This is a genomic window from Planococcus faecalis (genome assembly GCF_002009235.1).
GTDB classification, from domain to species: domain Bacteria; phylum Bacillota; class Bacilli; order Bacillales_A; family Planococcaceae; genus Planococcus; species Planococcus kocurii.
This window is the reverse complement of the sequence record NZ_CP019401.1, coordinates 3,399,138-3,420,729: the sequence shown is the minus strand read 5'-3', so window position 1 is coordinate 3,420,729 and position 21,592 is coordinate 3,399,138. Positions and strand designations below refer to the sequence as shown.

14 protein-coding genes are annotated in these 21,592 nt (G+C 40.3%); 10 read left to right on the top strand and 4 right to left on the bottom strand.

Annotated elements, in window-relative coordinates:
• Positions 1-23: 23 nt before the first annotated feature.
• From AJGP001_RS16945 to AJGP001_RS16910, 8 genes are all read left to right on the top strand, one after another.
• Complete coding sequence (locus tag AJGP001_RS16945; RefSeq protein WP_071152915.1) at positions 24-1,250, top strand: amidohydrolase family protein; 1,227 nt, start codon at positions 24-26, stop codon at positions 1,248-1,250.
• Between the two features lie 22 nt (positions 1,251-1,272).
• The gene (locus tag AJGP001_RS16940) at positions 1,273-2,493 is read left to right on the top strand and encodes an amidohydrolase (RefSeq protein ID WP_071152914.1); all 1,221 of its coding nucleotides are present in this window, start codon (positions 1,273-1,275) and stop codon (positions 2,491-2,493) included.
• A gap of 19 nt (positions 2,494-2,512) precedes the next feature.
• Entirely contained in the window at positions 2,513-3,691 is a 1,179-nt protein-coding gene (locus tag AJGP001_RS16935; RefSeq protein WP_071152913.1) for an ankyrin repeat domain-containing protein, read from the top strand.
• A gap of 468 nt (positions 3,692-4,159) precedes the next feature.
• On the top strand, positions 4,160-6,634 hold the full coding sequence (locus AJGP001_RS16930) for a sensor domain-containing protein (protein ID WP_071152912.1): 2,475 nt from the start codon (positions 4,160-4,162) through the stop codon (positions 6,632-6,634).
• A gap of 184 nt (positions 6,635-6,818) precedes the next feature.
• The gene (locus AJGP001_RS16925; RefSeq protein WP_078080796.1) at positions 6,819-8,732 is read left to right on the top strand and encodes a PTS mannitol transporter subunit IICBA; all 1,914 of its coding nucleotides are present in this window, start codon (positions 6,819-6,821) and stop codon (positions 8,730-8,732) included.
• 96 nt (positions 8,733-8,828) lie between these two features.
• Positions 8,829-10,916 (top strand): BglG family transcription antiterminator, encoded by a 2,088-nt coding sequence (locus AJGP001_RS16920; RefSeq protein ID WP_071152911.1) that lies wholly within the window; start codon positions 8,829-8,831, stop codon positions 10,914-10,916.
• Between the two features lie 5 nt (positions 10,917-10,921).
• Complete coding sequence (locus AJGP001_RS16915; protein WP_071152968.1) at positions 10,922-12,061, top strand: mannitol-1-phosphate 5-dehydrogenase; 1,140 nt, start codon at positions 10,922-10,924, stop codon at positions 12,059-12,061.
• A gap of 274 nt (positions 12,062-12,335) precedes the next feature.
• Positions 12,336-13,835, top strand: a complete 1,500-nt coding sequence (locus AJGP001_RS16910) for a malate:quinone oxidoreductase (RefSeq protein WP_071152910.1) — start codon at positions 12,336-12,338, stop codon at positions 13,833-13,835.
• A gap of 401 nt (positions 13,836-14,236) precedes the next feature.
• Here AJGP001_RS16910 and AJGP001_RS16905 read toward each other — a convergent pair whose 3' ends face one another.
• From AJGP001_RS16905 to glcT, 3 genes are all read right to left on the bottom strand, one after another.
• A complete protein-coding gene (locus tag AJGP001_RS16905) occupies positions 14,237-14,779 on the bottom strand; it encodes an ECF transporter S component (protein WP_071152909.1) in 543 nt (180 codons plus the stop codon).
• A 197-nt stretch (positions 14,780-14,976) separates the two neighbouring features.
• Positions 14,977-17,013 (bottom strand): glucose-specific PTS transporter subunit IIBC, encoded by a 2,037-nt coding sequence (gene ptsG, locus AJGP001_RS16900; RefSeq protein WP_078080795.1) that lies wholly within the window; start codon positions 17,011-17,013, stop codon positions 14,977-14,979.
• Between the two features lie 157 nt (positions 17,014-17,170).
• Positions 17,171-18,013, bottom strand: a complete 843-nt coding sequence (gene glcT, locus AJGP001_RS16895) for a glucose PTS transporter transcription antiterminator GlcT (RefSeq protein WP_071152908.1) — start codon at positions 18,011-18,013, stop codon at positions 17,171-17,173.
• Positions 18,014-18,330: 317 nt separating this feature from the next.
• On the opposite strand from glcT, the gene AJGP001_RS16890 reads away from it, so the two are divergent.
• Positions 18,331-19,212, top strand: a complete 882-nt coding sequence (locus tag AJGP001_RS16890) for a Cof-type HAD-IIB family hydrolase (protein ID WP_071152907.1) — start codon at positions 18,331-18,333, stop codon at positions 19,210-19,212.
• Positions 19,213-19,275: 63 nt separating this feature from the next.
• On the opposite strand, the gene AJGP001_RS16885 is transcribed toward AJGP001_RS16890, so the two are convergent.
• Complete coding sequence (locus AJGP001_RS16885) at positions 19,276-20,259, bottom strand: cation diffusion facilitator family transporter (protein WP_071152906.1); 984 nt, start codon at positions 20,257-20,259, stop codon at positions 19,276-19,278.
• Positions 20,260-20,463: 204 nt separating this feature from the next.
• Here AJGP001_RS16885 and mnmH point away from each other — a divergent pair, with 204 nt between their 5' ends.
• Positions 20,464-21,513, top strand: coding sequence for a tRNA 2-selenouridine(34) synthase MnmH (mnmH, locus tag AJGP001_RS16880; protein ID WP_078080794.1), 1,050 nt, complete (start codon positions 20,464-20,466; stop codon positions 21,511-21,513).
• The last annotated feature ends 79 nt before the right edge of the window (positions 21,514-21,592 follow it).

The following is a 21,592-nucleotide window of genomic DNA, read 5'->3' as shown; positions in this document are numbered from 1 at the left end:
TGTTTTTCAATGGAGGTACGAACATGAAAAATTACTGGTTAATGAACGTACGATTAGAAAAGGGCTTTAAAAGAGATGGCAATCGCATTACTGGAACTGAAACAGAAATCGTCCATTTAGAAATTGAAGAAGGCAAAATCAAGTCTATTTCTAAGGAATTGCCGAACAATTTGGTAGAAAAATACGATGCTGAACATCAACTTCTTCTGCCTTCTTTGCGCGAAATGCATATTCATATCGACAAAACGTTTTACAGCGGACCGTGGAAAGCGTGCACACCTATAACGAAAGGCATTTTCACGCGATTAGAAGAAGAGAAAGAGCTATTACCTAAACTGTTACCAACTGCACAACAACGAGCAGAAAACATGATTGACATGCTGATTCGCAATGGTCATACGCATATTCGCACGCATTGCAACGTCGATCCGGTTATCGGATTGAAAAACCTTGAAGCAACGATGCGAGCACTTGAAAACTACAAAGATGCCATCACCTACGATGTTGTCGCATTTCCTCAGCACGGCTTGCTTAGAAGCGATTCCGTAGAATTAGTGAGAGAAGCGATGAAAAACGGAGCCACTTTAGTGGGTGGCGTAGACCCAGCAACAGTGGATCGCCACATCGAACGCTCTTTATCAACGGTGTTCGATATAGCTGCCGAGCATAATGCAGGCATTGACTTGCACCTGCACGACCCGGATACACTCGGAGCTTTCACCTTTAGTCGACTGGCGGACTATACGAAACAAGCAAATATGCAGGGACGTGTAACGATAAGTCACGGCATAGCATTAGGTGATTTAGAGGGAGATGTCCTTACCTCAACACTTGCTGACTTGCGCGAAAGCCGGATTGATGTAACGACGACGATTCCTATTAATCGTCCAACCATTCCAGTTGCAAAAATAGATCAGGCGGGTATCGAAGTTTCGCTTGGTCATGATAGCATTACGGATCATTGGTCACCATTCGGCACAGGAAATACGATTCGGAAATTAGCAACTCTCGCAGAACGCTTTAAATACATTGATGAATATTCGTTAAATCGTCTTTTGAAATACGCTACAGGTGGAATAACGCCTCTTAACGAACAAGGAGAAAGAGCATGGCCACAAATTGGTGATACTGCATCAATGATCTTAGTGAATGCAAGTTGTACAGCAGAGGCAATTGCCAGAAGAGCTGACATAAAAGCTGTCTTTTTCAAAGGTCAAGAAATCAAAAATAAACTGCCGCAAATGCAGTGAACCGGTAGAAGGAGGAAATTTGATGAGTACAGCATTATGGATAAAAAATGTTCTTTTAGAAAAAGGATTGAGTACATGCACCAACAACTCACTAGAAACAAACACTGCTCTTTATCATTTAAAGATTGAAGAGGGTAAAATTACAGAAAAAAAGCCAGCCACTGAAACCATTGAAACAGGTGTAAAAACGATGGATGCCAAAGGGCTACTCGGTCTGCCTTCTTTTAAAGAAATGCACAATCATTTAGATAAAACCTATCTTTCGCTCGACTGGAAAGCGTGCCAGCCGGTTTCTAGTTTAAAACAGCGATTGAGTTTGGAAGCTATTGAACTAGAAGAGCTTTCCGAAACGACCGAGCAACGTGCCACAGCAATGATTCAGTTACTTCAATCAAAAGGCGCGACTCATATCCGAACTCACGTAAATATTGATCCGTACATCGGGCTTAAAAATCTAGAAGGCATACGCTCGGTATTAGAAGCTCATTCCAATCAGCTCAGTTACGATATTGTGGCGTTCCCCCAACACGGTCTATTAAATGGAGAGGTTCCTGGATTGATGAAAAAAGCAATGCGTTCGGGTGCGACAATGGTTGGTGGATTAGACCCAGCTGGTATCGATAGAAACATTGAAAAGTCACTTGATGCGATGATGAATATCGCAACTGAATTCGATGCTGATATCGATATTCACTTGCATGACAGCGGACAAGTCGGGTATTATACGACCGAGAAGCTAATCGAATTAACAAAACAAGCACAATGGCAAAATCGTGTCGCCGTCAGTCATGCGTTTAACTTGGGTGAATCGCCAATTGCTCAGCAAGAGAAAATAGCAAAAGAATTGGCAGAAGTCGGGATGGCTGTTATGTCGACTGTGCCGATTACAAAAACAATGCCACCTGTTGCCCTATTAGATCAACAAGGCGTAAACGTTCATTTTGGCTGTGACGGATTTTATGATTCCTGGTCACCATATGGCTCAGGAGACTTGCTAGAAAAAGCTTCGCTGTATAGTGAAGTATTCCGGAAAAGTGACGAACGTGGCTTGGCCAATTCATTGAAGTTTATAACAAATGGAATTACCCCGTTATCCGATAAAGGGGACGTATTGTGGCCAATTGTTGGCGATGATGCAGATTTTGTTTTTGTAGAAGCCTCATGCTCTGCTGAAGCGGTGGCTCGTACGCCAGAAAGAAAAGCTGTCGTATTCCGTGGTAAGTTAGTATACGGAGAACTTTAAGAGAAAAGTGGATAAGTAGATGACGATAGATTTTAGCGATAAACGCCTCTTGTCAGCAAGTGCCTCGGGAGATGTAGAACAAGTCAGAATGTTGCTAGAGAAAAAAGTTAGTATTCAATACAAAGATGAATTTGGACAGACCGCATTGATGCGGTCTGTCTTATCCAATCACTTTGCAATAACTGAATTTCTATTAAAAGAAGGAAGTAATCCGAATCATAAAGATTCTACGGGATTAAGTCCATTCATTGCAGCAGGAGCCAATGGTTTTTCAGCTACATTGAAGTTGATGACGCGATTTGGTGCAGATGTTACCGGTGTAAATCGATTTGGTGGTACAGCATTGCTACCATCTAGCGAAAAAGGCTATGCCAAAACGGTTCAATACTGTTTAGAAGCAGGTGTTCCAGTTAATCATGTAAACAAACTCGGCTGGACGGCTCTCCATGAAGCCGTTATTTTAGGCGATGGAGGTCATTTGTATACGCTCGTCGTTCGATTACTACTAGAAGCAGGTGCCGATTTTCAAGTTAAAGATCGCCAAGGGTTAAACGCTTATGACCATGCTTATCAACTAAAGCAAACGACTATAATAGAACTTTTTGAAGGAAACTCGATAGAAGGTAGTTCTGTAGAAGTCAATTTGTCATCTTTTTATAAAAAAGAAAACTATGACGAAGGGTTAGAGATGGTTGAAAAAGCTTTTTCAACCGACAAAAATAACGGTGAACGGTATTTTTGGAAAGGATTAATGCTGCAGGAAACAAAAGCATACAGTTCTGCGATAACAGCTTATAGAAAAGCTATAGAATTAGATGATGAAGACAGCCAATTTTATTTCTACATCGCAAATTGCTATCGCTTATTGGAGCAGCCAGAAGAAGCATTGAATGTATTTGACAAGGCCATCACAAAAAATCCTGCAGCTTCTTTTTTCTTGTATCACAAATCTAATTACTTGCGCGAACTTGGCAGACATCAAGAAGCAGTCTGTGTGATGAACCGGCTGTTAGAAAAGTCACCAGCACGCCCTGACTACCTATTTCATAAAGCAAATAGTTTACGAGCGATAGCGAGTCACAGTGAGGCAATCCAAGCGATGGATTTAGCTATCGCATTAGATGCCGACAATAAGTTATTCACAGAGCATAAAAATCGTTCCATTGAATTACTGAACAAGAGCGGAAAAAAAGGCTAGTAAAATTCTCGTTTTTTTCTTTTCACCATGACAAAAAGGCAGATCATTTTGATCTGCCTTTTTGTCATGGTGAAAAATAACGGAGTATTGGCTACTTAAACGATGTTGCTAGACAAGAAGCGAGTACTATTATTTTTTTGCTGACAATCCGTTATACAAAATAAAAAAATTAAATAAGGCTATCTAAATTTCGACTACCGCATTAATGAGAGGTACTTGCTAACATTAAAAAAGTAATGATACATTCAGCTAACTGAATTATCAGAGTACAGCTATTGATAATCAGCAGATATACCTGTATTATGGGTGTAATTTAGTTCGTTAGATACATGTGAATTGGAATCTAAAAGAGTGATGTGTATGAACTGTAAATCGAAGTTCGTAAATGTTGCTAAATAAACTTTTCGTTACGTATGTTGTATTAATTATTTGTCATCTGTGTAATTGGTCAGAAAAGAGGGGTTTGTAGTGGATTACTATTCACTTAGTGATTACATGTTATCAATTACAATTGCCAGTATAGCGGCCTTTATTGGTATTACAGTCATAAGAAAAGTAGATTTCACAAGAGAGAACAAAAACAAAGTACGCATTCTCTCAATTATCGTTGGAGCCATCATTTATTTTACTTATCTCGACTCTTCCTTTTTAGACATTGGTTCACTGAGTAGTTTACTAACGGGTATCTTTGTTTTTCTTTTCAGTTCTTTTGCGGTTTATACGGCAGTACTTGCGATATGTTCTAAAGAAATTTCCTTTCAAAAATTATTGTTGGGCGCCATCATTTTTGCTTGTTGCATTAGTTTAGTTAACTTTATTGATATTCGAACGGAAATGGTCGAGAAGAATCTAAAAATGAATATTTTATTATTTGTTAGTGCGAACATTTTGCTGTTAGGTAACACAATTGCCACTTTTCGATTTATACGGCAGTTGAGAAAAATTGAGAAAGTAAATATTAGCTGGATCATTTACGGAAGTATTGCAGTTGGCATCGCATTCGCGAGCATTCGATTTACATTTTTTTCCAGCATTACGCTATTTTCTAATATAGATCTGTTTAATAATCGTGACATTCCGATTTCTAATTGGCTTTACCTAAATGACACGCTATTGCCGTTAACGATCAACGTGTTTGGCTTAGTATTCTTAGAACTGTTCCCAGGTTTTGTTTCAGACTTTTATAGTGAAAAACAAAAAGAGCTGATAAATAAAAATAAGCATCAATACGAGACACTGTTTGAAAACCAAGCGATTGCGATTTTTACGCTAGATGCGAGCGGGAAAATAACTAAAATTAATAAGGCGACTCAAGAAATGTTAGGTTTTCAACTAAAGGAGTTAAAAGAATTGTCTTCGTTTAGTGAATTGATTCATGCTCAACGAAAAGATGAGTTTCTAAGTTTATCGGTAATAGCCTTTAACGGGGAATCACAAATGTTCGAAACGAAGTTACTCACTCATATGAAAACGGAGGTCAATGTACAAATCACGTTAGTGCCTAATTTTTTAGAAGAAGAGTTAACACATATCACTATTTTTGCAAAAGACATTTCGGAAATTGTTGAGGCGAGAGAAAAAATTCATCATATGGCTTACCATGATCCACTCACTCTCTTACCAAATAGAAGGTTTTTTGAAGAAGAGTTAAGTCGTAGAATTGCTGCTTCTAGCCCCGACGCACAGATGGCTGTGTGTTTCTTGGATTTGGATCGTTTTAAGTTGGTGAACGATATATTGGGTCATCAAGCAGGAGATCATTTGCTTCAGGTATTAGCAAATCGATTTACCGCTATGAACAAACAAGACCTAGTCATTTCAAGGTTAGGCGGGGATGAGTTTACTTTTCTGTTTTCGGATATTTCATCACATGAAAATTTCGAAAAACAGATAGAAGATGTTTTAAGTCAAATACAAACGCCGTTTCTTCTCGAAAATCAGGAATTTTACATAACAGGAAGTATCGGAATAGCTTTATATCCTCAGGATAGTTGCTTTGGAGAAGATCTGATGAAATTTGCGGATGCGGCGATGTATAGTGCTAAGGAAAAGGGTAAAAACATGTATGAGTTTTATCAAAATCACCTGAAAGAAATGAACCCTAAACAATTGTTGTTAGAAGCAGATATGAGAAAAGCAGTAAAAGAAAAGCAATTCGAGATATATTATCAACCTCAGATAAATTTCGCGACTGGAAAAGTATTTGGCGTAGAAGCTTTATTGAGATGGAATCATCCAGAGGAAGGATTGATCAGTCCAGAAGATTTTATTGCAACAGCGGAAAACAACCAGTTGATTATTGAATTGGGGCAGTGGGTGTTAGCAGAGTCTAGTAAACAGGTTAAAATTTGGCAAGAAGCAGGACACGAGAAACTGCACTTGAGTGTAAACGTCTCCATTAAACAATTTTTCCACCAGAACTTTATCAAGAATATTGAAGAGATCGTTAAAAACACGGGCTATGCTCTTAACATGCTCGACTTAGAAATAACGGAAAGTATGGCTATTAGAGATGTAGAATATGCCAAGGATATTTTTGATAAGATAAGAAATCTCGGCATTTCAATTAGCATGGATGACTTTGGGACAGGCTATAGTTCGTTAAATCACTTAAAAAACTTTTCAATCGATCGCTTGAAGATTGATGGTTCTCTTGTTCAAGACATTGCAACCGATGAAAAAGCAAGAACCATCATCAATACCATCATTGTCATGGCCAAAAACTTAAAGTTAGTTTCGCTTGCGGAGCGAGTGGAAACGGTAGAGCAACAAGATTACTTAACCGCTATCGGGTGTAATGAAGTACAAGGGTATTTGTATGCCAAACCTTTAAATCGAAATGAAATGACGAAGTTTTTGAAAGAGAACTTTAATGCTAACTTGCTAAAAAGCTCACAAATGGATTACGTTCCTCCTAATTATTTAGGGGTGACAGACAATTAAAAATTAGTTCTAATGAATGTAAAGCTGTTGAGTTCTCGACAGCTTTTTTTGCTACCTACAGAAACAGTAGCCTTGTCGTGAAGGGAACGACAAAGTTGACTTTGCTTGTTATTGAATACGCTTCCAATTATGAACTATGATAAAGAAACAACATAACTAACTATTTTGAGAAAGGGAGGATCACATGAACGATTCGAAAACAAAGGTCGGGATACAAAAGTTTGGGAACTTTTTGAGCTCTATGGTTTTACCGAATATTGGTGCATTTATTGCGTGGGGATTAATCACAGCTTTGTTTATTCCAACAGGGTTCTTTCCTAACGAAGAGCTTGGGAAATTAGTTGGACCAATGGTTCACTATATGCTGCCGCTTCTTATCGGCTATACAGGTGGGCGCTTGATTTATGACCAGCGAGGTGCAGTAGTCGGAACAATTGCGACCATGGGTGTCATTATTGGGGCTCCTGATACACCTATGTTTTTAGGTGCTATGATTATGGGTCCTCTCGGTGCATATGTGATCAAGAAATTTGATCAGTTGATTGATGGGAAAATTCGGACTGGCTTTGAAATGTTGGTCAACAACTTCTCTGCAGGAATTCTGGGTGGGGCACTGGCAATTTTTGCGTTTCTCGGTATCGGTCCTGCTGTAAGTGCCTTTACGAGCGTTCTCGTTTCAGGTGTAGACTGGTTGTTAGAAGCTGGATTGTTACCATTGACGAGTATTTTGATTGAACCTGCGAAAATTTTGTTCTTAAATAACGCAATTAACCATGGTGTTTTGACACCGATCGGCTTGGAACAAGTTCAACAAGCAGGAAAATCAATTTTGTTTCTACTTGAAGCGAATCCAGGTCCAGGACTCGGTGTTCTACTGGGCTTTATGTTCTTTGGAAAAGGAATTGCGAAACAATCGGCACCTGGAGCAGCGATCATTCATTTCTTCGGGGGAATTCACGAAATTTATTTCCCCTATGTACTAATGAAGCCAATGTTGTTGTTGGCCGTAATTTTTGGGGGGATGAGTGGCGTCTTTACTCTTGTGTTAATGGGTGGCGGATTGGTTGCGCCTGCATCACCAGGAAGTATTTTAGCCATTGCAGCGGTCACACCACCTGAAGGATTGGCATACTTAGCCAACTTTACTGCGGTATTTGTTGCAACGGCCGTATCTTTTGTTATTTCAGCAATCGTTTTAAAATCAAGCAAACAAACAGATGAAGGAATCGAAGAAGCAACAAAGAAAATGGAACAGATGAAAGGGAAGAAGAGTTCTATTTCCCAGGAAATAATTCCAACAGCTACAGCTACTAGCAGTGTATTTCCTGGAAATGTCCAAAAAATTGTCTTTGCTTGTGATGCCGGGATGGGATCAAGTGCTATGGGTGCTTCTTTATTACGTAAGAAAGTAAAAGAGGCAGGATTAGGTATAGTCGTCACAAATACGGCCATCAGCACAATTCCAAGTGACTCACAAATCGTCATTACGCAGGAAAAATTGACACCGCGTGCTGAAAATAAGGTGCCAGCTGCTTATCATATTTCAGTTGACAATTTTCTATCGAGTCCGGAATACGACAAGCTGATCGAGCGTTTACAAAACGATGCGACGAGTGAAGAGCAAGAAGTGGTGAAAGAAAATCGAGCGGTTGTCGCTGGCAGCGCTGAAGAGGATCAGCTGTTGCTTGAAGAAAATGTCTTTATCGGACAAAGATTCCGCACAAAAGAAGAAGCTATTCGATTTGCTGGACAGGCATTAGTAAAAGCGGGTTATGTGGAAGAATCTTATGTGGGGGATATGCTCAAGCGTGAGGAAATCACAACGACATACATGGGCAATAACGTTGCCATTCCTCATGGCACAGAAGAGGCGAAAAAAGCAGTCATCAAGTCTGGCTTTACTGTTGTTCAAGTCCCAAATGGAGTAGACTTTGATGGAGAGCGTGCAAAAATGATTTTTGGGATTGCTGGAAAAGATGGCACACATTTAGAAATCCTTTCAGGAATCGCAGTCGTTTGTGCGGACCAAGACAATGTCGATCGACTCGTAGCAGCGAAATCTGCTAAAGAAATCATCGACATCATTAACAGCAATTAAATGACAACAACAAAAAGGCGGGAGCTCCTGCCTTTTTGTGCTATTTGCATTTCCCAGTCTTGTTGAAGGCATTTTAAAGCGAAATGAGTGAGCTGCATGTTTATCACGTTTAGAGAAAAATCCATAATCGAGCTAATTGTTAAAACCTCTGGAAAACATACGGTAAATTCGCTGTCTTCCTATTTGGATGTTAGTGCTCGAACCATTCAGCGGGATTTAAAATCAGTAGGAAAGCTATTGCAGCAATTCGACTTGACGGTGGAACGTACCGCGGATGAAGGGCTTTTTATCGAAGGACCCAACGATCAAGTTTATCGTCTCATACAAAATTTGATAACGACCAGTCCGGCAGATGAAACAGCAGAGGAGAGAAAATTGAAGTTGCTCCTAATTTTGCTGCATGAAGGCCCGTTTTTTAAAAAGCAAATGCTCGCCAACAATCTAGGTGTCAGCACCGCTACACTAACCGTTTATTTAGAAGATCTAATAAGCTGGTTAGGGAAATTTTCAGTTGAGTTATCACGAACACGTGGCGTAGGTGTGGAAGTGGTTGGTAGAGAGACCGACAAGCGTCATGCTTTAGGAAGTTATGTTTTGTCCTTTTTTTACGAAGAGATGGTTGAAAGTTTGTATTTTCTTCAACAAGGAAAAAAACAACAACAAAAAATTCTCGGTTATTTTTTACCGGGATACATGATTGTCGTGGATGGATTAGTTGACCAGAAAATCAATAAAGAACAAACGAAGTTAGCAGATAGAGATTATATTGGCCTGGTTGTTTATTGCTGCTTGACAGTACAGCGCACGGAAAATGGATTTCCGATTGAACTTGAAGAACAAACAGAGTATGGCACTGAGCGCGAACATCAATTGATGGATGCAGTTTGTCGAGAGTTGAGTAAACAGCTTTCTATTCCATTGACTGCGGAAGATATCTATTTTTTATCAGTGATTTTAAAAGGGTCAAAAGTTCAAGCGGCTGATACGGGTTATTACGATAGCGTCTTGCTAGGTCGATTGATAAAAAATTTAATCCGCGACGTTTCAGCGCAACTACATGTAGATCTTGTCGATGACTTTTCATTGTACCAAGGATTGCTTGCGCATATGGGCCCATCGATTTTCCGTTTAAATCAAAAACTAGAATCCTTTAATCCGTTAACAGACGAGATCAAACGAAAATACCCCGTTTTGTTTATGGCAGTCAAGCAAAGTTTAGAAAGTGAATTTGAGGATTTGGATTTTCCGGCAGGTGAGATCGCCTATGTCGTCCTGCATTTCGGCTCAGCTTTACTGATGAATGAAGAAAGGGTTCGGATTGATGCAGTTGTTATTTGTCCAACAGGCATCGGAACTTCTAAAATGCTAGCCAGTCGGATTCAAAAAGAACTTCCTGAAATCAATTCAGTTGAAATTCTTTCTATTAATGAATTTCAGACAGCTCATTTCCAAGATTACGATCTAGTCATTTCGACAATTAGATTGCCTGTAACAGAAGTGGATTATATTATGGTTAGTCCTTTATTGAGTGATCAAGATATTGGCTATATTGAAAACTATTTGCAAAAAAATGTAGAAAAAATTACTAGTAAGAAACGATATTTGGATCTTGAAAATTCTGACCGGTCGGTAACTGCTAACAAAAAGCCGAATATTCAAAACGTATTGAGGGAAATTAAAGAAGTACAAGTAAGCATGGATACACTGTTAACTAACTTTAAAGTCATTAACACACAGCTTGCTACAGATCATTGGCAAGTTTTGCGGGAAGTAATAGAACAGGCTGAAAAAGAAGCACTTATTACAGACATTGACGCTGCCATGCGTGAACTAAAAGAACGAGAGAAAAAAGGTGGACTTGGAATTCCAGATACGAATATGGCTCTTTTTCATTGTCGTGACGACTCTATCCGTGGGCTATTGTTTCAAGTTGTTCATCTCGATACCGCTCTTGTTGTTCGAGGGATGGATGGGAAAGAAATGCGTATAAAAAACCTCTTATTAATGCTAGCCCCTACATTGCTGACAGCTAGAGAGCAGGAAATACTAAGTTTAATCAGTACCAGTTTGATTGAAAGCGAAAGGTCTATGATGATTTACACATCAGCTAACGAAAAAGTAATTCGGCAAAAATTAGAAGAACTCTTTTTGGATTATTTACAAAATAAGTTGATAAAGGAATGATGACAGTGAAGAAGGCTATTCATTTTGGAGCGGGAAACATTGGTAGAGGATTTATCGGTGCGTTATTTTCCGAATCGGGCTATCACGTAGCGTTTGTGGATGTTGCAGATCAAGTAATCAATAAGTTAAATGAAGAAAAAGGCTATCAAGTAAAATTGGCACAATCGCAGGAAGAAACCATTGCGATCACCAATGTTTCGGGTATTAACAACCGGACACATGAAAATGACGTCATTGAGGCGATTCAACAAGCAACTTATTTAACCACTGCCATCGGTCCGAATATTTTGCCGTTAATTGCCCCGTTAATTGCCCGTGGTTTAGCTAAGCGCATCACGGCAACAGAGGATAAGCTTTATGTTATTGCCTGTGAAAATCAAATTGGGGCGACCGACATACTAAAGCAGCACATTTTGGACAATCTAGACGAAGAAACGCAAATCCAACTGGAAGAGAAAATTTGCTTTTTCAACTCAGCGGTTGACCGCATTGTGCCAATCCAAAATCAGGATTCATTGGATGTGTTAGTTGAACCATATTACGAGTGGGTCGTGGAAACGACAGAGGATATTCCGCCAGTAACTGGCATGACAATAGTCAAAGATCTTGCACCGTTTATCGAACGGAAGTTGTTTACCGTGAATACTGGTCATGCCGTGATTGCTTATTTGGGCTATTTAGCGGGAAAAACGACCATTGATGAAACCTTAGGCGATGAAGAAATTGTTAGGGAAGTAAGAGCGACGTTAAAAGAAACAGGTGCTTATTTAATAAAGCAATACAAACTTGATGAAGCTGATCATTTGGCCTATATTGATAAAAATATCGAGCGCTTTAAAAATGCTTATTTGAACGATGGCGTGACACGAGTCGGACGTGCTCCTATTCGTAAGCTAGGACCTGAAGATCGGCTAATTCGACCAGCTACACAAGCGCAAAAAGCGGGATTGCCGTACACACATCTAGCGAATGCGGTTGCAGCTGCGTTATTATTCGATTACCCAGAAGATGAAGAAGCGGTGGAAATCCAAGAAATGATTCGTGAACATGGACTTGCAGAGACGTTACAGAAGTTTAGTGGCCTCGCTGAAGATAGTGATGTTACCAAAGAAGTTATTCGTCGTTATAAAGTGCTGCAAGGGTAAAATCCAACGGAAAAGGCCATTACTGATAACAAGTAGTGGCCTTTTTTAATTGCTTCGAGTAAATCTCCAATTGCGCTGGAGGTCTTTCTTTTTTACAGGCTCTAAGTAAGGTATAATTGACAGGCAAAACCACATAGGTCGAATCGAAAAATGTGATATAATTATTAAATTGAAGCAGAAAAGGTGTGTTTTACGGTTGAGCCTGGCTTTTTGTATTATTTGATCAGGAGCAAGCTGCACCTATTTGCAAATATACGGGATAAGGAAGGTTATAATGGACAACCAACAAAAAAACAAGAACGTTATCTTGATCGGCGCTGGAGTTATGAGCGCGACTTTGGGAGCAATGCTTAAAGAGTTAGCCCCTAGCTGGAATATTAAAGTGTTTGAAAAACTTGAAAAAGCAGGAGCCGAAAGTTCAAATGAATGGAATAACGCTGGAACAGGACATGCAGCACTTTGCGAGCTGAACTATACGCCTGAACAAGCTGACGGCTCTATCGATATAAAAAAAGCGAGTAGCATCAACGAACAGTTTCAGCTTTCGAGACAATTTTGGTCGTTTCTTGTAAATCACAAACGCATTGCTAATCCACAGGACTTTATTATGTCGATTCCGCACATGAGTTTGGTACAAGGAGAAGACAATGTACGTTTCTTAAACAACCGATTTGAAGCATTATCAAAAAGTCCTTTATTTAAAGGCATGGAATATTCAGCTGACCTAGAAAAGTTGAAAGAATGGATTCCCCTTATTATGGAAGGTCGAACTTCAACTGAAGCCATAGCGGCAACCAAAATTGATACGGGTACGGATGTTAACTTTGGTGCTTTAACGGAAATGCTGTTTACTCATTTGGAAGAGCAACAAGTCGAAATGAACTACAACCATGCAGTTAAAGACATTAAACGTAGTAGTGATAGCACGTGGGAAGTCAAAGTTCAGGACCTTGAAAACAACAAAATTGAGTACCATAACGCGGACTTCGTCTTTATCGGCGGCGGTGGCGGAAGTTTGCCTTTGCTTCAAAAGACGGGGATTCCTGAGTCTAAGCATATTGGTGGCTTCCCGGTGAGTGGCTTGTTCTTAGTTTGCAACGATCCTGAAATTGTAGAGCAACATCATGCAAAAGTATATGGAAAAGCAAAAGTTGGCGCTCCGCCAATGTCCGTACCGCATTTGGATACACGCTTTATTGACGGCAAGAAATCATTATTGTTCGGACCATTTGCAGGATTTTCACCGAAATTCCTGAAAACAGGCTCAAACATGGATTTACTCGGTTCTGTAAAACCAAATAACGTCTTTACCATGCTTGCTGCAGGGGCGAAAGAAATGTCGTTAACAAAATATTTGGTTCAGCAAGTATTGCTATCCAATGAAAAACGTGTGGAAGAACTGCGCGAATTTATTCCGACTGCCAAACTTGCAGACTGGGATGTAGTAGTCGCAGGACAGCGTGTACAAGTTATTAAAGATACGGATAAAGGCAAAGGAACTCTTCAGTTTGGTACGGAAATTGTTACTTCTGGGGACGGTTCGGTTGCTGCTTTATTAGGCGCTTCACCAGGTGCATCTACGGCTGTTCATGCCATGCTTGAAATTTTCCAAAGATGTTTTCCGGATCATGTGGGCGAATGGGAACCGAAGATCAAAGAGATGATTCCGTCTTACGGCATCTCGTTGGCTGAGAATCCTGAGCTTCTTCAAGAAATCCATACTTCAACAGCAAAAGCGTTGCAATTGGATGAAAAAAGCCCAATCGGAATTTAAGTAGAAAAATATATCAAAAGGGCTGTCCCAAAAGTCATGAAAAATGACTTTTCAGGGCAGCCCTTTTTTGTATGGCTGAGAAATAGTTGCTGTCCATTCCGACGGACGCTTTCCGCGGGCACGGCCTCAGCCGGCTGCCGTCTTCACCACGCGTCGTTCCGTCGATTCCTCCTCCCGGGCCTCGATAAAGTGTATACGGCGTTCGAAATTGTGGCATGGACCTACAATCTTCTAAAAGCAGCCGGCATCGTCAACTGCGTTCAGGAAGCTCATCACAAAAAAAAGACGATGAAAAAAATTTCTTTTTCATCGTCTTTTTAGGGACTTATGGGACAGCCCCTTTTAAATTCTACTTTTTACATTCCCAGTGGCAATTCAAAAACTATTTTTCTCCGGTTGTGTTATTTGAAGAATGGAGTTTTTTTCAAGGCAACTGCAACTGGAATGGCAATAATCAGTCCGACGAAGTTTTGAACTAGGTTTCCGGGAATCGAAGCAGCAGGAATAATCCAACTGCTAAAGATAATAGCTTCCCCGACGTAATAAATGGCAACCATCAGCGGAATTGAAAGAGTTGCTGCAAAAATATTGAAAGCTGTACTGCTACCATTTCTGCCACCAGACCAAGCAATTTTCCCGACTAAGTAACCTTGGAGACCACGAGCCACAATTGTAATGGGCGCCCATAAAGTCCACCCAGAAACTAAATCAAATAGCCCCATGCCGATTGCACCGGCAATCAAGCCTTTTTTAGAACCAAAAAGAATGGCGATGATGAAAAGCATCGCAGTACCAAGGTGGACAAGGCCGCCGTTTGCAGCAATTGGCAAGCGAATATTTAGTAGTAAAGTAGCGACGAAGACAAGGGCAATGGCCATAGCGCTCAAAATCAAATCGAGTGTCCGTGAATTAGCGGCAGGTGAATAGCTAGTCGTTTTTTGCATCGTTAGTAACCTTCCCATCTGTTCGTTTTCACATAACATTAGCAGAGGATTGGACTAGTTAAAAGTATCAATTCCGAACAAAACTTAGAGGTCAGATTGTATTTTTAAATTGATAGGAGAAATTTATAAGACGATAAAGCCCAGCTAGATTCGGAAAGTTTCCGAGTCTAGCTGGGCTTTTAAGTAGGGGTATCAAGTCAAACAACAGGTTCTCCATGGATAATTTCTATAATTCCTGTATCTTTAGCTGTCACTGCACCAGACTTTAGGAGTTTGATTGACTGGCCTTCTTCAAGATTTGTGAAAACGATAGGCGTAACGATGGAAGCCGCATGTTCAGCGATATAATCAAGATCCATTTCCATCAAGAGTTGTCCTTGCTCTACCAAGTCACCTTGTTCAATATGCGATGTAAACCCTTCACCTTTTAGATGGACTGTATCAATACCGATGTGAATTAGAATTTCCGTACCGTTGTCTGCCGCAATCCCAATAGCGTGCTTAGTAGGGAAGACCGTAACAACTTTTCCGTTTACCGGAGAAAAAACTTTTCCTTCTGTCGGTTTAATTGCAAATCCATCTCCAACCATTTTGCCGGAGAATACTTGGTCCGGAACTTCTGAAATTGGAAGAAGTTCACCTGTAATCGGGCTATTGAATTCCAATGGCGTCGCCGATGCAACTGTATTTTCCGTCGGAGCAGCAGTTTTGGAAGCTGGACGAGGGGATTTACCATTCATGATATCTTGCATTTGTCCGCGTAAGCTATCCGAAACCGGTCCGAAGATCGCCTGAATGTTGTTGCCGACTTCCATGACACCGGAAGCGCCAAGTTTTTTCAATCTCTTTTTATCGACGTTTCCTTTATTTGCTACACTGACGCGCAGACGTGTGATACAAGCATCAAGGTGTTTGATGTTTTCTTGTCCGCCCATGGCAGCAAGAATTTCATACGGTAAGTCGCCGATTTCTTCCATCTCTTCGTCGCCTTCTTCTTCTGGTTCGCGTCCAGGTGTCATCAAGTTGAATTTCAAGATGGCAAAACGGAAACCAAAGTAGTAGATGACCGAGAACACGAGACCGACAACGATGACCCAAAACCATTCTGTTCTACCGGGTAAAACACCGAAGAGCAAAAAGTCAATCAGTCCACCGGAGAACGTCATTCCGATTTTAACATCGAGCAAGTGCATCGTCATAAACGATAATCCTGCGAAAATAGCATGAATACCAAACAACACAGGAGCTACAAATAAAAATGAGAATTCAAGTGGTTCTGTAATTCCAGTTAAGAAAGAAGTCAACGCACCTGAGGCCATAATACCGCCAACAATTTTCTTTTTCTCAGGGCGTGCACAATGATAGATAGCAAGTGCTGCAGCGGGAAGGCCGAACATCATGAATGGAAATTTACCGGTCATAAATGTACCAGCCGTAAAGTCTACACCGTCCTGCAATTGAGCAAAGAAGATCCGTTGGTCGCCGCGGACAATTTCACCAGCCGCAGTTGTGTATTGACCGAATTCAAACCAGAAAGGCGAGTAGAAAATATGGTGCAATCCAAATGGAATCAGAGAGCGTTCAATAACACCGAATACAAAAGCTGCAAGCGTACGGTTTGTCTCCAACATGAAATGGGAAAGTGTATTTAATCCAGTTTGAGCGAATGGCCAAACCATGAACATAATAATGCCAAGAAAAACAGCAGAGAAAGCCGTAACGATGGGAACAAAGCGCTTTCCTGCAAAAAATCCTAAAAACTGTGGCAATTGGATATTGAAAAATTTATTGTACATGAAAGCGGCTAAGACACCAACGATAATTCCGCCGAAAACACCGGTCTGTAGCGTAGGGATGCCTAATACATTAGCGTATGCTGGATCAGTCGTCATTTCCAGCGTAATTCCACCAAATGCCTTCATCGTGACATTCATAATCAAGTAACCGATGATGGCTGCGAGTCCTGCTACCCCGTCACCGCCAGCAAGACCAATGGCGACACCTACAGCAAATAGTAAAGGCAAGTTGTCAAAAACAACGCCACCTGCTTCTGCCATAACGAATAATAATTGCTGAATCCAGTTAGCTCCCATAAAAGGAACCGCTTCCAAAAATGATTCTTGTGCAAAACTAGTACCAAAAGCTAACAGAATACCAGCAGCGGGCAAGAGTGCGACAGGTAACATTAAAGCTTTACCTACTTTTTGCAAAGTACCGAAAAAATTGAATGACATATAACTTCCTCCTTTATGTTTTAACTATGAAAAAACAATTGAATGGATACAAAAAGGCATGAGCAGAAAAGGGAAAGTTGTCAGAGGGCAGGTTTGTCCTAGTAGTCAACTTTTCATCTTTTCATACTCATGCCTGATCGAATCAGTAACACGTATGTCAGAATTTATGTGTTAAGCGTTGCAGATGAATGGTCAAATACATGACTTCCGCTTCATCTACCGGCTTATTCAATTGATTTTGCATGACTTTAATGAGCTTATAGGCAAGATTATAGCATACAGGATATTCACTTTTCAACATAGCAGCTAATTTATTTTCTTCACCAAGCAACGTGCCTTTTGCGGCTCGGTCAATCGCGCGGTGAAGGTGTTGAATGAGACGATGATAGTCAATATTGTTTTTTTCCAATTGAATATCAAGATTATCTTCGATAATATTCACCATTTTTGAAATCAGCGCATGGTATCGATTGATGTCGCGTAAAGGCTTGTCTGTTACCGCACTGTGAATATGGAGCGCGATAAAACCAACTTCACCTTCTGGAAAAGAAACGCCTGTCCGCTCTTCCACTTTTGTCACAACGTCTTTGGCCACTAAGTATTCTTTTGGATACAGTGACTCAATTTCAAATAAAAAAGGATTGGAGAATTGAATCTCTTTTTTCGCACGATTAATGGCAAACGCAATGTGATCAGTCAAAGCCACGTGGATATGCTCGTTCAATTGCTTATCCATTTTTTCCTCGATGAAAAGAAGGAGTTCATGAATAAAGATAAGGAGCTTTTCCTCAATATAAGGAAGTAAATTTACATATTGTTCCATTTCGTTCTCGTCTTTTAGCAAAAATGTTTTATCTGCTTCGTCAAAAGGAATCGAATCTCCTTTTTTTCGATTGAATCCGAGGCCATTGCCAATTAATACGACTTCTTTATAGGTATCATGGTGGGCAATCACAACATTATTATTCAATACTTTTTGAATGATTAAAATTTGTTCCATACTAGCCTCCATCTGCAGCTTCAACTTATGTAACAGCTGGATATTTCTTACGTGTTAGGCGTATTTTCTGTGAACCATACGTAAAATTCGAAATTCCTCTTTCCGTCATTCTAACATTTTCTGTCTATTCGCAATAGAAATTTATTACGCTATATTCTAGAACTAAGGATATCTAGCTATTTGGATGCCTTAAAGAAGGTACCAGAGTTTTAATCGGTGTAGATACGGTAGGCGGCACGGCAGATTCATTGAGTTTAAAAATAACAGGACGTATACTTGTATTAATTAGTTGTCTTTAATCAACAGGAGGTAATAACGTGTCAGTCAAACCTAAAGCCGTCTTTTTGGACATGGATGGAACAATTTTAAATCACCACAACAAAGTGAGTGCAGAAACGAAACAAATTATAGATGAGCTGCGAAATGAAGGCATTTTCGTATTTGTGGCGACAGGAAGGTCTTCTGCTGAACTGGTAGGGATGCTACCGGAAGGGTTTATGGTAGATGGCATCATTACCGCAAACGGCATGGCGGGTTACATTGGAAACGAAGTAGTTTTTGAGCACTCTCTTCCACTGGATTTAGTAGAAGCCATCATCAAGAAAGCGCGTGAACATAAAATCTATTACGAACTTTTTCCGCATGGTCAATCCCAGCAAGTATTAAAGCAGGACAAAGAATTTGTCGAAGCTGCAGTGCGCGAACCCAAGCCCGAATCGGTACAGACGAACGAATGGATTTCACGCCAACAAGCAATCAAAGAAGATATTAGATGGGTAGAGGAACTAACAGAAAGTCATTTCTCCAAATTTTATTTTTTTGCAAGAACTCGCGATGAAATCGACAACTGGAAACAAGAGTTAGAAGAGCTACAAAAGCTTATGCAGTTTACGATGACTCCCTCTTCTCCAAATAATATGGAAGTAATGGTCGCGAATGTGAGTAAGGCGTCTGGAATCGCTCAAATGCTGGAACGCTTTGGGTTAATCGGCTGTGAAACACTCGCCATTGGAGACAGTGACAACGATGTGAAAATGTTCGAATACGTATCTCACGCTGTAGCAATGAAAAACGCCCCCGCTCACATTCAAGCAGTAGTGGATGAAGTCACAGCGTTTACTTGTGATGAAAACGGTGTTTACCATTACTTGAAAACGAGTGTGTTGGCAAATATCGCTAAGAAATCACCAAGAGCTTAAAATAACCCAAACCGGAGATGTTTTCATTTTCCAGTTTGGGTTATTTTTTATGAAACCACGAAACTATTGGTTATCTTTAGGAGAGATACTGCTCCATGTATCAATACCATCATCGTCGTCAAATTCAATAATAACATCTGTTACATTTTTTACGCTTTCTTTTATTTTCTTCTCAATATAATTTCGAATATCATCTGCTTCTTTAATGGTCATATTGGAATCTACTTCAACTTTGAGTTCAACATGAAGACTTTCACCTTCTTTAATGACGTCCAGATCTTGAATGTCGTTGATGTGTGGATGTTGTAAAATTCGAGCACCCATCCGTGCCTGCATTTTCACATCAGCTACACCAAGTGCACCGGCTGCATTATCCATAAAGATACGACCGACTACCAAAACAAGTGCAATACCAATAATAATCGAAGCGTAGCCTGTCGCACTATGGAAAGGTGTATATGTCGCAACGATAATTGCCAGTATGGCGAGGACCGCTCCACCAACTGCAACATTGTCTTCTAAAAAGACCAATTTCGAAGCAGGTTTAGCATCTTTCACGTGTTTATAGCTTTCTGGAATCAATTTAAATCCTTTAACTTGTTCTTTTGGAAGGTGCTCCGTAATTTCTTTCATGGCTTTATAAAGAACAGCAGCTTCAAGAAGCGCCGAAGCACCCAATACACCAATATTCAACCAAAACCAATCTTCTGAATGTGTAGCATTCGAAATGTGATGAATTCCCTCAACAATTGTTTCATAAGCTAAGACAGCAACAATCAATACGGCACCGAGCAGGACGAGATTGACCAAACGTCCAAATCCTCCAGGAAATTTTTCTGTTGGTTCTTTCTTACTCAATGCGGAGCCGATAAACACAAAAAATTGATTGGCGGCATCACCAAAGCTATGCATCATTTCAGCAAACATCGCGACATTCCCAGTAATCATATAGGCTGCCGTCTTGATGATGGCAACGACACTATTAATAACGGCTGCCCATAAAGCCGACCTTGTACCGAATTTCATCAATCCGAAAAGTTCCCTCATACTATTTTCTCCTTCCAGCCATGAGACATTGATAATTTACCATTAGTTAATTCGATTCCCTCAGTCCCGAAGTTGAAACACAGAGCAGTTGGCAGAGAACAATAAAACGGTGAAAATCTGATGAGCAATCAAAAAAGAAAACCGTTCCATATGGGTGTATACTGTTACAATACGTAAAACAAGCGCGTGTTTGGAGGAAAAAGGATGTTTAGCAATATTTCAGTAAATGAATTGATGCCTTTAAGTGAACAGAAAAAGATGGTGCTAATCGATGTCAGGTCGCCATCGGAGTATAAGAATTTTTCAATACCAGGCAGCATCAATATTCCTTTTTTCGATGATACAGAACGAGCAGAAATTGGAACTCTTTATAAGCAAGCGAGTGTGGAAGCTGCAAAAGTACGAGGTCTGGAGATTATATCAGCTAAATTACCAGAATTTGTTCAACGGTTTAAGCAGGTTGAAGGCAGCAAAACGGTCTTTTGCTGGCGCGGTGGCATGCGTAGCCGCACTACAGCTACACTTTTGTCATTGATGGACGTTCACGTCAGTCGCTTAGAGGGCGGAATCCGCGAATACCGCAGATGGGTTGTGAGCCAGCTCGACCAGCCAGAAGCGCCTTTTAAAGCATATGTATTGAACGGCTTAACCGGTACAGGTAAAACAAGAATTTTAAAAGCTTTGGAAAAGCAGGGCTATCCGGTTATCGATTTAGAAGGACTGGCCAATCATAAAGGTTCGATCTTCGGTCATATTGGCGTTGAGCCACATAATCAGAAAATGTTTGATTCGTTGCTAGTCCAGCAATGCCGAGAGCTAGAGAAATCTCCATTTATTCTTTTTGAAGCCGAAAGCGCGAGAATCGGGAAAATTGTCATTCCGAGTTGGCTAACAGAATTGAAAGCCAATAGCGTTCAACTGATCATCGACATGCCCATGGAAGAACGAATCAAAGAAATTATTGAAGATTACCGTCCAGTGGAATACCAAGCCGAGTGTATCGCAGCTTTTCAACGAATCAAAACACGGATGCCTTTAAACATTTCAAAGCAAATTGAAGTAGCTTTAGAAGTCGGTGAATTTCCCTCTGCAGTAAGATTGCTGCTGGAGTATTATTACGATTCACGCTATCAACATACAGGTCTTCAATATCCTGATGCGCAAAAAAAAGTACTGCAAGTTAGGAATTTAGAAGAAGCCATTGAAGCGATAAAAAAACAGATTCCGAAAATTGAAGAATCTCCAATCATATAAATGATAAGTAACTTTTAAAATCAAAAAAAACCCCCTCAACGTCTTGTTGGAGGGGATTTTCTTTAACTATCAAAGTCGA